This window comes from Pseudalkalibacillus sp. JSM 102089, from assembly GCF_041366475.1.
Lineage (GTDB): Bacteria > Bacillota > Bacilli > Bacillales > Guptibacillaceae > Guptibacillus > Guptibacillus hwajinpoensis_B.
This window is the reverse complement of record NZ_JBEWYW010000001.1, coordinates 756,514-768,684: the sequence shown is the minus strand read 5'-3', so window position 1 is coordinate 768,684 and position 12,171 is coordinate 756,514. Positions and strand designations below refer to the sequence as shown.

General features: G+C 39.2%; 13 protein-coding genes. 10 read left to right on the top strand and 3 right to left on the bottom strand.

Going from position 1 to position 12,171, the window contains the following annotated elements:
• The first annotated feature begins 218 nt into the window (after window positions 1-218).
• The 4 genes from mgtE (at window position 219) to fabI (ending at window position 4,606) form a co-directional block, all read left to right on the top strand.
• A complete protein-coding gene (gene mgtE / locus ABVF21_RS03815; RefSeq protein WP_371017517.1) occupies window positions 219-1,580 on the top strand; it encodes a magnesium transporter in 1,362 nt (453 codons plus the stop codon).
• A 39-nt stretch (window positions 1,581-1,619) separates the two neighbouring features.
• Entirely contained in the window at window positions 1,620-3,467 is a 1,848-nt protein-coding gene (locus tag ABVF21_RS03810) for a monovalent cation:proton antiporter family protein (RefSeq protein ID WP_194221214.1), read from the top strand.
• 119 nt (window positions 3,468-3,586) lie between these two features.
• Window positions 3,587-3,739: a hypothetical protein gene (locus ABVF21_RS03805; RefSeq protein ID WP_371017516.1), complete on the top strand. Its 153-nt coding sequence runs from the start codon at window positions 3,587-3,589 to the stop codon at window positions 3,737-3,739.
• 90 nt (window positions 3,740-3,829) lie between these two features.
• On the top strand, window positions 3,830-4,606 hold the full coding sequence (fabI, locus tag ABVF21_RS03800) for an enoyl-ACP reductase FabI (RefSeq protein WP_194221216.1): 777 nt from the start codon (window positions 3,830-3,832) through the stop codon (window positions 4,604-4,606).
• A gap of 33 nt (window positions 4,607-4,639) precedes the next feature.
• Here the strand turns inward: fabI and ABVF21_RS03795 are convergent, their stop codons facing one another.
• Window positions 4,640-5,197 (bottom strand): hypothetical protein, encoded by a 558-nt coding sequence (locus tag ABVF21_RS03795; RefSeq protein WP_371017515.1) that lies wholly within the window; start codon window positions 5,195-5,197, stop codon window positions 4,640-4,642.
• A gap of 245 nt (window positions 5,198-5,442) precedes the next feature.
• Between ABVF21_RS03795 and ABVF21_RS03790 the strand changes: the two genes are divergently transcribed.
• Window positions 5,443-5,664: a hypothetical protein gene (locus tag ABVF21_RS03790; RefSeq protein ID WP_303534855.1), complete on the top strand. Its 222-nt coding sequence runs from the start codon at window positions 5,443-5,445 to the stop codon at window positions 5,662-5,664.
• Window positions 5,665-5,722: 58 nt separating this feature from the next.
• On the top strand, window positions 5,723-6,634 hold the full coding sequence (locus tag ABVF21_RS03785) for a glycosyltransferase (protein ID WP_371017514.1): 912 nt from the start codon (window positions 5,723-5,725) through the stop codon (window positions 6,632-6,634).
• 12 nt (window positions 6,635-6,646) lie between these two features.
• On the opposite strand, the gene ABVF21_RS03780 is transcribed toward ABVF21_RS03785, so the two are convergent.
• Window positions 6,647-7,711: a glycosyltransferase family 4 protein gene (locus ABVF21_RS03780; protein WP_371017513.1), complete on the bottom strand. Its 1,065-nt coding sequence runs from the start codon at window positions 7,709-7,711 to the stop codon at window positions 6,647-6,649.
• Window positions 7,712-7,801: 90 nt separating this feature from the next.
• On the bottom strand, window positions 7,802-8,218 hold the full coding sequence (locus ABVF21_RS03775) for a hypothetical protein (RefSeq protein ID WP_194221221.1): 417 nt from the start codon (window positions 8,216-8,218) through the stop codon (window positions 7,802-7,804).
• Window positions 8,219-8,410: 192 nt separating this feature from the next.
• Between ABVF21_RS03775 and wecB the strand changes: the two genes are divergently transcribed.
• Genes wecB through ABVF21_RS03755 form a run of 4 tightly spaced genes read left to right on the top strand, consistent with a single transcriptional unit; the run spans window position 8,411 to window position 12,161 of the window.
• Window positions 8,411-9,505 (top strand): non-hydrolyzing UDP-N-acetylglucosamine 2-epimerase, encoded by a 1,095-nt coding sequence (gene wecB, locus ABVF21_RS03770; protein WP_194221222.1) that lies wholly within the window; start codon window positions 8,411-8,413, stop codon window positions 9,503-9,505.
• The gene (locus tag ABVF21_RS03765) at window positions 9,495-10,481 is read left to right on the top strand and encodes a polysaccharide biosynthesis protein (protein WP_371017512.1); all 987 of its coding nucleotides are present in this window, start codon (window positions 9,495-9,497) and stop codon (window positions 10,479-10,481) included. Before wecB ends, ABVF21_RS03765 begins: the two co-directional genes overlap by 11 nt.
• A complete protein-coding gene (locus ABVF21_RS03760) occupies window positions 10,481-11,308 on the top strand; it encodes a dTDP-4-dehydrorhamnose reductase family protein (RefSeq protein WP_371017511.1) in 828 nt (275 codons plus the stop codon). Before ABVF21_RS03765 ends, ABVF21_RS03760 begins: the two co-directional genes overlap by 1 nt.
• A complete protein-coding gene (locus tag ABVF21_RS03755) occupies window positions 11,301-12,161 on the top strand; it encodes an NAD-dependent epimerase/dehydratase family protein (RefSeq protein WP_371017510.1) in 861 nt (286 codons plus the stop codon). The genes ABVF21_RS03760 and ABVF21_RS03755 overlap by 8 nt, the downstream gene beginning before the upstream one ends.
• Window positions 12,162-12,171 lie beyond the last annotated feature (10 nt).

Sequence of the window (12,171 nt, the reverse complement as noted above, 5' to 3'; positions counted from 1 at the left end):
TATCTGAAATCCTTCCATTTGCAAATCGGTTCCTGTATTTATTTTTGACAAAATAACTACACACCGACTAAGATAGGAAGGTAATTTTACTTTATGACACTGATAAGTAGAAAAAACATCGATCCTTAGAAAAGCTTATCGGAAATAAACGATAAATGATATAGCCATATTTGAGTATTTACGCACTTTGTTACTAAAACATCAAGGAGGTGTGCAGAGTGGCTTACCAGGAGCAAGAAACGCAAGCTTTGTACGAAGCACTTATTCATCATTTAGAACAAGAGAGAATCGATGCCTTTCGAGAGTTGTTTCTAGAAATTCATCCTTATGAACAGTCTCAATTCTTCTTAACCGTATCCGAACAAATCAGGCTGCTTGTGTACACCTATTTATCACCAAGAGAAATGGCCGAGATCTTTCAGAATTTTGATATTGAAGAGCAAGAAGAATACATTTCGGAGATGGAGCCAGCTTATGCGGCTAAAATGCTTGCAGAAATGTATGCCGATGACGCAGTAGACGTCTTAAATGAACTAAATCCTGAACAGATTGCAAGTTACTTAACCATTATGGATGATGATGCAGCTGACGAAATTAAGGAACTTCTTCATTATGAAGAAAAAACAGCTGGTAGTATCATGACAACAGAATTTGTATCGATCCGAGCACATCAAACGGTGAAGCGAGCGATGCAAATACTGAGACGTGAAGCACCTGAAGCAGAGACTATCTATTATATATTCGTATTAGATGAACAGAAAAGGCTCGTTGGTGTTATTTCTCTTCGAGATTTAATTATTGCAGAAGAAGATACGTTAATAGAAGAGATTATGAATGAGCGGGTTGTTTCCATTTCGGTCGGTGAAGATCAGGAGGAAGCCGCTAGAATTATGAGAGATTATGACTTTCTAGCACTTCCCGTTCTCGACTTCCAAAATCATTTGCTCGGTATTATCACACACGATGATATTGTCGACGTTATTGAGGAAGAAGCTTCAGAGGACTATTCAAAGCTTGCCGCTATTTCAGATGACGGTTCGTTTGATCGCAATCCATTCTCATCAGCGAAAAAAAGGTTACCATGGCTCATCATTCTCTTATTTCTTGGAATGATGACAGCAAGCTTAATTGGTCAGTTTGAGGTAACCCTCGATAAAGTCCCATTGCTAGCGGTATTTATTCCACTTATTGCTGGAATGGCAGGTAATACAGGAACACAAGCGCTTGCTGTTGTTGTAAGAGGTCTTGCTACTGGAGATTTTGAAGAGAATAGTAAGTGGGCGTTAATAGTTAGAGAAGCAGGAACTGGACTAATTACCGGTGCAACGTCAGGAGTTCTCGTCACCATTATTATTTTCTTGTGGAAAGGAACCTTTTTACTTGGTTTATTAGTTGGTTTTTCGTTATTATTTACGTTGATTGTTGCCACTCTTGCTGGTGCGCTAGTCCCACTCTTAATGCACAAACTTAACATAGACCCTGCCGTTGCTTCAGGGCCGTTCATTACAACTATTAATGATATTATCAGTATACTTATTTATTTTGGAATGGCGACTGCATTTATGAGTCAATTAGTCTAAAGACTAATTGACTGTGCAGACGTTTGAAGGAGGAAAGAAATGGAACACGGTGCATCCGTATCATCACTTGTTATCGTAGTCGTAATCGCATTTTTAATACCGTTTATCTTACACCGCTTCAGACTGAACTTTTTGCCAGTCGTAGTTGCCGAGATTATCGCCGGAATTTTCATTGGACAAAGTGGATTTAACCTTGTTCAAGGAGATACTTGGCTTGATACGCTATCAACTCTTGGTTTTATCTTCTTGATGTTCCTAAGTGGTCTTGAGATCGATTTCTCGGTTTTTGCGAGTAAAAAGAAAAAAGTAAAGCTACCAAGCGGTAAACTCGAACCGAATCGTGTTCTCGTCTCGTTTATCGTCTTTATTTTTGTATTTCTTGTATCGTACCTATTGTCTCTTCTATTCGTTGTACTTGGGTATACGGATAATGCCTTCTTTATGACGTTAATCATTTCAACCATATCGCTTGGTGTAGTGGTTCCTACGTTAAAAGACGCAAACATAATGAAGAGTAGTATCGGTCAAACGATTCTATTAATCGCCGTTATAGCTGACTTGGCTACAATGATTTTACTGGCGATCTTTGTTTCCCTGAATTCAGGGGGAGAAGGGAACATGTGGCTGCTTCTCATACTCTTTGGAGCAGGAATTTTGCTTTATTTCCTTGGGGCTTACTTCCGACATCTTTCCTTTATCGAGACGATGTCCAAGGGGACCATTCAAATTGGTACGAGAGCCGTCTTTACGTTAATTATTGTATTAGTCGGTATCTCTGAAACGGTTGGAGCGGAAAATATCTTAGGTGCCTTTCTTGCCGGTGCACTCGTTTCCTTGCTCTCACCAAATACGGAACTCGTGCAAAAGCTCGATTCATTTGGATATGGCTTTCTCATTCCTATTTTCTTCGTAATGGTTGGGGTAGAGCTAGATATCTGGTCACTTTTCCAGGATCCTAAAGTGTTAATTCTTATTCCATTACTGTTGATTGCGCTCTTTGCTTCAAAATTAGTGCCCGTTGTTGTATTGAAAAAATGGTATGATACGAAAACGGTTCTCGGTTCCGGCATGTTGCTAACATCAACGCTTTCTCTCGTTATTGCAGCAGCTGAAATCGGAGAACGAATTGATATCATTGATGATCAGCTGTCATCTGCTTTAATCTTAGTGGCGATTATGAGCTGTATTCTAGCACCAATTCTTTTCAAGAAACTAATGCCGAAGCCAGAAGAAAGCTCTCATGCGAAGAAGCTGGCGATCATCGGAGCAAACCAAATCACTTTGCCTATCTCGCTGGAACTTAATCCTGCCAATTATGAAACATCGATTTATCATACGAAGCAGGAGAAAGTGGACTCTGAGAAACAAAGCAGTCATTTTAAAGTAATTGAGCTTTCGGATTATAGCATTGATACACTAAAGAAAAGCTCTGTCTTCGATGCCGATATCCTCCTCATTTCTTCTGGAGATGATGAAACGAACTCGGATATTGCGGTATTCGCGAAAGAATATGGAACAGATCGCGTCATTGCTCGAATTGAATTAACAGAAATAGCCGATCAGCTAAGAGAGCTTAATATTGATGTATTCTCTGTTTTCTTCTCAACAAAAGCCTTGTTAAAAGCGCTCATCGAGTCTCCTGGAGTCGTTAATATCTTCACTCGTGAAGAAAATGCGCTATATCAAATTAACATGAACAATGTGGAATACAACGGTGTGCCACTGCGTAGCTTCCCATATCTCGGTGATACGATCATAGTACGAATTTTCCGTGGTAAGGATTCGATTGTCCCTCATGGTGACACTGAGCTCCGAATTGGTGATCGCTTAATTGTGACAGGAAGCAGCGATAGTGTAGAAGAAGTTCGAACGTTGCTAAGTTATTAATTTTCAGCCCCTTCTCTTAGAGAGAGAGGGGGTTTTTTACGTTAATAAGAAAGGAGCATAAATGCGACGAACAAGGTGATACTTTTTACCATAAGGTTATGAATGGAGGGTGAAGGTGAATGGATGTTGAAAGTCCGAAAGTGATTTGTCCTGTATGTAAAGGAAGTTGTGATATGGAAGAATCTCTTACAGCTCAGTCAAATCAAAACGTCATATTTGAGTGTCCAATATGCGGTTATGAGAGACGAAATATTCAAACAAGTAAAGGATGAAGAAATCCACATGGTGCATGTTCACTAAAGCATGTTATACTTAGGACGTGGTGCTAATAACTAATAATAAATTCGAGGAGGAGCATGGATATGAACCTGTCTCTTGAGAACCGTACATATGTTGTCATGGGCGTTGCAAACAAACGTAGCATTGCCTGGGGAATTGCGCAGGCGCTAAGCAGTGCCGGTGCTAGATTGATTTTTACTTACGCAGGTGAGCGTCTTGAGAAGAATGTTCGCGACCTTGCTGGAACGCTAGATCGTGATGATTCTATTATTTTACCGTGTGATATTACGAATGATGAAGAAATCGAAGCGACATTCGCTCAGATTAAAGAAGAAGTTGGTGTTATTCACGGACTTGCTCACTGTATCGCCTTCGCGAAAACAGAAGAATTAAAGGGCGAGTATCTTGAAACGACGCGTGAAGGTTTCTTGCTAGCGCATAACATTAGCTCATATTCACTCACAGCTGTTTCAAAAGCAGCTCGTCCACTTATGACTGAAGGAGGAAGCATCCTTACGATGACTTACCTTGGTGGCGAACGTGTTGTGAACAACTACAACGTTATGGGCGTAGCAAAAGCCTCGCTTGACGCAAGTGTGAAATACCTTGCGAACGACCTTGGAAAAGACAACATCCGTGTAAACGCGATTTCGGCTGGGCCAATCCGTACACTTGCTGCAAAAGGAATTAATGATTTCAACTCTGTGATTAAAGAGATTGAAGAGAAATCTCCGATGCGTCGTACTGTAACGAAAGAAGACGTCGGAAACACAGCGCTGTTCTTAATGAGTGATCTTTCTGGTGGAATTACTGGCGAGATGATTCATGTGGATAGTGGGTACAATATTATCGCGACATGATTGAAAAAACCACGACAAATGTCGTGGTTTTTCTTATGCTTGATTTGCGATTGAAATAGCACTTAATGAATTGATGTCAACCACATAAACCTGTGGAGATAGATCGATAACAGATTCATAGGTGAATTTAGCACAGCCGGTTTTATGATTATAGCTAAGGAGTGTAAAAGGTGTTGGTGCTTTTGCCCCTGATTCAAGGATAACAAAGCCTGCTGTTCCCTTCATGTGAAGATAAACAAGAGGTCTTCTTGGAAGTAATAATTCATGATCCTGGTGCAATAGTTCTTTCAAAAGCGACGTGATGCAATCGTGGTCTTTCATGTCATGCTTTTTCTCACACTTTGATTCATGCTTTTCCTCACATTTTGAATGGTGTTCCTCTTTTTCACACTTGCAATTACAGTGTACTTCTAATTTCCACTCTCCATCATGCTTCGTCCATTTTGAATGATGGTCGTCCTTATCGCATTTGCATTTATGTTGCTTATCTTCGTCTTTCTTATCGCACTTTGAATCATGCTTACGATCCCACTTAGAATCGTAATATTTTTTACTCTTTGGACAGAATTCATCTGAGAATAAAGTACTCAATTAATCGACATCCTTTCTAAACATATTTACCCGATACTGAAAAGGTCAGGTCTACTATAATGTATTAAAGAAGGTACAAGTTGCACCGGATATTCAACCATTTATTAGAAATTAGGTGCAACGCTAGATAGAATTCGTCCAATTTTCTTTAGATTGAGCATATTGTCCATACAAGCTTGTATTGCTTTCATATGATTAATAGAACGGGAGTGGTACTACCGAAATAATAAAAAAGGATGGATGATATGTTACGACTTAAAGGACTTTTGTGCCAGATGAAGGCAAGCAATACTACAATTGACTACGTTTATACATTTAACACTCAAGAAGAATTAGGGGATCCTTATCTTAGTGGGGTTACAGTACAAGAAGTAGGGCATGACTTCGTTATTTTTAATCAAGTGGGATCAGGCGGATTTGGAACACTTGTAATGCCAATCGATAAAATAGTATGTATCGAATACTAATAGGTATTTAAAAAAGGTTTCAGATTTTGAAACCTTTTTTGAATAGGAGTGGAACTAGTTGAAGAGAATATCGATTCTTTTTATAACAAATGATGTTTCACATTATATAGATAAAAGTACTTCGTATTTAATTGCAGAATTACAAAAACAATCTGCTCTCACGATTTGGCATAGTCATGGCGACATTCAATCGATTCTATCCATGTTAAGAGTGAAGCCAGATTTTATTTTAATGAATGATTTTCATCCTACTTATGGCCGTTACATTACAGGATTAGAGAATACCGATATTCCGATCGGTATCATGATGCATGATTTGCATTACAAAGTTGCCTCACGTAAAAGAATGATGAAACGTGTTCAACCATCAGTTATCTTTACTCATTACCGAGACGCATTCATGGAATCATTTCAAGAATTTCAAAGCGAAATGGTCTGGTTTCCTCATCATGTACCCAAGGATATTTTTCATGACTATAAACTTATAAAAGATACGGATATTCTAATGATGGGATCCATGATACCGAAGCTATACCCATTCCGGAATCAAATGTACCGTCATTTAAAACAGAGGAAGGGATTTCTTTACCATTCTCATCCTGGCTATGACAAGGAGATCGATTCTGGAGTAGTAGGAGAAGTATATGCCCGCGAATTAAACCGTGCTAAACTGTTTCTGACTTGTAATTCCATTTATCACTATCCATTACTTAAATATGTTGAAACGCTCGCTTGCAATACGCTACTTCTTGCTCCAGTAACTAAAGAACTAGAAGATTTAGGATTCAAGAATGAAGAAACCTTTGTGGCAATTGATAACAGCAATTTCTCTGAGAAAGTAAATTATTATTTAGTGAACGAGACAGAAAGACGGCACATCGCTCAGAAAGGCTTTGAAATGGTGAGAGAACGGCACCTAACCTCGATAAGGGTCGAAGAAATGATTAAGCACATTCATAACGTTATATGAATGTGCTATTTTTTATGAGTTTTTCATCATATCAATAAATCGAGAAGCGTATTTTTTTGGATCCAAGTTGTAAGCGATGTGATTCTTCGCTTGTAATTTAAGGGCATTTCTTAACGTTTTATTTGTCAAAAGGTCTATACCTTGATTGACAGCATCACTCATATCGGAGAGGTTAATAAGTTTACCTGATTGATTATGAAGAACAAAGCTTCTTACACCATCTGAATCTGTCGTTACGACTGGACAGTGACAGCTGATCGCTTCAACTAATGCATAACCAAAGCCTTCCACTAACGAAGTAGAGCATAAAAATCCACCTGAATCACCGATCATGGAAAAATACTTGGCCATTTCTATATTAGGCACATTGGAGTAACAAGTGATAATTTCATTCAGTCCAAGTTCACAGCATGAAGTTTCAAATGCTTCCTTTTCGCTCGTAAATGCCAATGTAGGATCATGAAACATCCATATGACTAAATTAGGTTGTCGTTTTCGCAGTTCAAATACGTATTCCAGGAACCCACGCCAATTTTTATTGGACTCCAGCCGACCCACCCATCCGATAATGGGGGCAGAAGAAATCGATGGCGAGTTAATATATTTAAACCGATTTGTATCAAAACAATTATGGAAAGAATAAACAGGGAAATTCGGAATATATTTTTCCACTAATGAAGCAAGGTGAGGCGTGCGAGGATAAAAGATTGCGTCAGCATAAGTCGTCACATGACGATGGGCTCGCTGCATCCACCGTTCAGCTTCTGGCATCGTTCCGAGGCCCTGTATTTCATAAATCAACTTTCCCTCATAACCGAGAGAACGAATACGCTTAAGAAATAAATGATCGGAGCAAACCATTATAAGCGTATAGTGATTTTTTTCGATTAATGCTTTGATCTCTTGATCATTGTTCGTCACATAAACAGGTATATCACGAATATTGGCATAGCCGCTTCCTTGCTGCATATACAGAAGTTCGCATGAGACGCCTGCTTCTTTAAGTGCAAGACATCTTTCTCGATTTAATGTTTCAACACCACCACTCGGTAAATAATAGACAAAAAGAACTTTCATAGTTAGCCTCCCATCCTGCTTTTATTACGTTATGCATAAAGGAAAAAATATCGAATAAAAAACGAGACCAATTTCGGTCTCGTTTTCTCATTACCCAAACGAAATTCCAGTAAGGGTTATGGGGCCAACTGCATTAGCGCTATCAAGAAGGATAAGGCTTTGATCTAACTCTGCTCGTAGAGAGTAGTCATAATAACCGCCTGGGGGATTATTGTCGACGGCAGTGAAAGATATCGTTTGATAGTCTGCTACGCTTACATCAATGGAAATACGTGTACTGAAAATAACCATTGAGTTTCTGTAGATTGTAACTAGTACAGTTGGATTTAAAGCAGTGGCTCTAACCCCGATAGTCGCATTAAGTTCAACTTCGCTTACTTGATTGGGAACGTATAGTCCGAAGCTAGCTAGCGTAACACGAGAAGGTGAGCGAGGAATGTTTCGAACGATTGAGTTGCTAAAAGCTGTTGGAACGCTTTTGTTATAATCAAAAATTTGCTTAGGCATAAGTGACCTCCTCTCTTATCAGGATAGCTTATCCTATGCGAACTACAGAGGGATGGAATAGACAGGCCCCCCCTTTTAAATAAAAAGGGCATTATAAAGTAGTTTTTCAAAATTAGGAGATTGTCCATTGCGGGTTACCGTTTCATACATAAGTTAATTAGTGTAAAAAAAGTGTAAGAAATGAGGGCCGACATGAAGGTTGCGACAATACTGGGCACACGACCAGAAATTATTAGATTAAGTTTGATCATTGATAAACTCGATCAATTAGCTGATGAACACATCCTCATTCATACAGGACAGAATTCAGCACCTTCTCTCCGAGATGTGTTTTTTAAAGAAATGGGCATTCGATCACCAGATTACATGCTTTCAAATACAGCTTCTTCATTAGGAGAACAGCTATCTTTCATGTTCATGAAGATAGAGCAAATTCTTCTCACACATCAACCAGATCGTATTTTAATTCTGGGAGACACGAATTCAGCTTTATGTGCTGTGCTTGCGGAGCGTTTAAACATTCCTGTTACACATATGGAAGCTGGAAATCGCTGTTTTGATCTTGAAGTACCTGAAGAGAAAAATCGTAAGGTGATCGATGCTGTATCTAGCTATAATTTGCCCTACACACCTCAAAGTAGAGAAAACCTATTAAGAGAAGGGTTTCCATCTAACCGAATTTACGTTACTGGTAATCCTATTCTCGAAGTACTAACACACTATGAAGCTTCTATTCAACAAAGTGACATTTTAAGTTCGCTAAAGCTAGAAGAAAAAGACTATTTTCTAGTGACGATTCATCGAGCTGAGAACGTAGATCATCCTAAAAAGTTGAAAGAAATCTTCGATGGGTTAACGCTCATTGCGATGGAATATAAGAAGAGAATTATTTGCAGTATTCATCCAAGAACTAAATCAAAATTAACGGCCGAATATGCTGATAGCTTGGACTCGCTTATTGAACTGCATGAACCGTTTGGGTTTATAGACTTTGTGAGACTTGAGAAGTCAGCGTTCTGCGTCTTAACAGATAGCGGAACAGTGCAAGAGGAATGTTGTTTGTTCCGAGTACCAGCTGTTACAGTCCGATCCACAACTGAACGTCCTGAGACGATCGCATGTGGAAGCAATATGATCTCAGGCATTGATGCTGCGAGTATAAAACGAGCTGTTGACGTAATGCTTTATCATCAACCAAATTGGATGATTCCAACTGGTTATGAGGATTTAAATGTATCAGACCGAGTAGTGAAATTTATTTTAGGAGGAATACAAATTGTTCCGTGATCAAACGATACTGGTAACTGGAGGAACTGGATCCTGGGGCCATGAGTTAATAAAACAGCTGTTGCAAAAATCGCCAAAAGAAATTCGTGTTTTATCGAGAAATGAAACGAGCCAGGTTGAAATGAAGAGGGAATTTCATCAAGACCCACGACTAACATTTCTAATCGGAGATATTAAAGAAAGAGAAGGTTTATTAGAAGCAGGTAAGGGTGTTGATTATTTATTTCACCTTGCTGCATTGAAGCACGTGCCAGTCTGTGAAGACCAACCGATTGAAGCTTTAAATACAAACGTTATCGGCACACAGAATGTGATTAAAACGGCGATCGAGAATAATGTGAAGAAAGTTGTTTACATTTCGACAGACAAAGCTGCAAATCCATCTAATTTCTACGGGTTTTCAAAGGCAATGGGTGAGCGGTTGATCATTCATGCGAACACGCTCAAGTCGAATACTACCTTTGTATGCGTGAGAGGTGGAAACGTCCTTGGAACAAATGGAAGCGTCATTCATGTTTTTAAGAACCAAATTCAAAACAAAGCTGAGATCGGCATTACTCATCTTGAAATGACGCGTTTCTTCTTAACAATTGAAGACGCCATTAAACTACTATTCAAAGCCACATATGAAAGTAGAGGCGGCGAAATTTTTGTTATGAAGATGCCTACTTGTAAAATAATTGATCTTGCGGAAGTTCTCATCGAGTCCTCGGGCGTCCAGAATGTGAAAATACGTGAACAGGGAATAAGACCAGGAGAGAAGCTCCATGAAATTCTTTTCTCGGAATATGAGAGTCAATCAACAGTATACTACGACAAAGAGTACTTCGTTATCTTGCCTGCAATCAAAATTACTGGTCTGAATGAGAGATATGCGAACTTTCAACCTGTTACTCTAAAAAACTATAACTCTGGTGAAGACGTTATGACGAAAGCAGAAATCAAAGCCATGCTTATTAAAGGTGGGTTCATCTAATGAAGCTGCTAGTACTTGGAGGAAAAGGAATGGCAGGTCATGTTCTGACTGCCTATTTCAAAAAAAAGCATAAAGACGTTTATTTCACTTCAAGAGATGCTAGTGATCCGCACGGGTATGTGTTAGATGTTCTTGATACCGTGCAATTAGAGTCGGTAATCGATGAAGTCCAGCCGGATGTTGTGATAAATGCGATTGGGGTGTTGAATGAGTCTGCAGAACAAAATGAGCAACTTGCTTTTCAGGTTAATGCATTACTGCCACATCAACTTGTGAAATTAATGAACCGGAGAAAAGGTAAAGTTGTTCATATAAGTTCAGATTGTGTCTTTAAAGGAGATAAAGGCAACTATACAGAATCAGATCAGCCTGATGGAATCACGGTTTATGCCAAATCGAAGGCGCTCGGAGAAGTGACGGAATTCCCTCATTTGACAGTCCGAACTTCCATTGTAGGACCTGAACTAAAGGGAAATGGAATTGGTCTCTTACAATGGTTTCTCAAACAGAAAGGTGAAATAAAAGGGTTTGATCAGGCGTTCTGGAATGGGGTTACGACATTAGAGCTTGCGAAAGCGATCGATTCTTTAATACAACAAGAAACGACAGGGCTATACCATCTGCATGCACCTGAGACAGTTTCGAAATTTGAGCTACTTACTCTTTTTAAAGAAGTATTTCAAAAGGAAGATGTAACAATTGTCCCTTCTAGCGAATTAAAGTTAGATCGAACGATTGTTCATACTCGTACTGATGCTTTTTACGACGTACAACCTTACCGAGCTATGCTTCAGGAGTTAAGAGCATGGATGAAGGATTATGCCTAAACAAACGGTTCTTGTTACAGGAGCAACTGGTTTTACAGGGGCTCATGCCATTAAGAAATTAAAGCAGGATTATCATGTTATTGGAATATCCCGCAGTGCAAATCCTAACATGCTTCGTGTAGATCTTAGCGATCAGTATGCTGTAAATGAAATGATGGCCAAAACAATGCCCGATATGATTCTTCACTTAGCAGGACAGAACCATGTCGAACAGTCCTGGGAAGAACCAGTCTCTACTTTTGAAACTAACGTGCTCGCTACGCTTTATCTTTTGGAGGCAGCTAGAAAACACGTGCCAAACTGTCGAATTGTCGTTGTTGGATCTGCCCTTCAAGCAGAAAAAGCGTATCCTCACCCATATAGTTTTAGTAAATCACTCCAGGCCAACTTAGCGAAAGCCTGGGGAGATTTATATGGAATGCAAATAATTTTAGCTGTTCCATGTAACTTAATCGGTCCCGGTCCATCTACTGGTGTTTGTTCAGCGATTGCAAAACAGCTAATTAACGAAGAGAATCGGGATAAAGAGAAAGAAATACAATTATCTAATGCCTTTGCTACGCGAGATTACCTTGATGTGAGAGACGCAGTGAGAGCCTATCAAATGGTTCTAGAGTATGGTGAAGTAGGCATAGCTTACGAGATTGGAAGTGGATATTATCGAACCCTTGAAGAAGTTATCGCTGAATTTCAAAAGCTAACACCATATCCTATAAATGCCTCATATCTAGAACGTAAGAAGGAACAGGTATCATTGAACTCATCCATCAAGATGAACAAACTTGGTTGGAAGCCAAATATCTCATTTGAGAAATCTCTTAGGGATCTGATGGAGTATGCAAAAAAATCTTAAAAGAAAAGAG

Excerpts from the sequence above, each read along its gene's own strand:
- ABVF21_RS03810 (WP_194221214.1), top strand. The coding sequence starts at position 1,620 with ATGGAACACGGTGCATCCGTATCATCACTTGTTATCGTAGTCGTAATC.
- ABVF21_RS03780 (WP_371017513.1), bottom strand. The coding sequence starts at position 7,711 with ATGAAAGTTCTTTTTGTCTATTATTTACCGAGTGGTGGTGTTGAAACA.
- ABVF21_RS03755 (WP_371017510.1), top strand. The coding sequence starts at position 11,301 with ATGCCTAAACAAACGGTTCTTGTTACAGGAGCAACTGGTTTTACAGGG.
- wecB (WP_194221222.1), top strand. The coding sequence starts at position 8,411 with ATGAAGGTTGCGACAATACTGGGCACACGACCAGAAATTATTAGATTA.
- ABVF21_RS03760 (WP_371017511.1), top strand. The coding sequence starts at position 10,481 with ATGAAGCTGCTAGTACTTGGAGGAAAAGGAATGGCAGGTCATGTTCTG.
- ABVF21_RS03805 (WP_371017516.1), top strand. The coding sequence starts at position 3,587 with ATGGATGTTGAAAGTCCGAAAGTGATTTGTCCTGTATGTAAAGGAAGT.
- fabI (WP_194221216.1), top strand. The coding sequence starts at position 3,830 with ATGAACCTGTCTCTTGAGAACCGTACATATGTTGTCATGGGCGTTGCA.
- ABVF21_RS03775 (WP_194221221.1), bottom strand. The coding sequence starts at position 8,218 with ATGCCTAAGCAAATTTTTGATTATAACAAAAGCGTTCCAACAGCTTTT.
- ABVF21_RS03790 (WP_303534855.1), top strand. The coding sequence starts at position 5,443 with ATGTTACGACTTAAAGGACTTTTGTGCCAGATGAAGGCAAGCAATACT.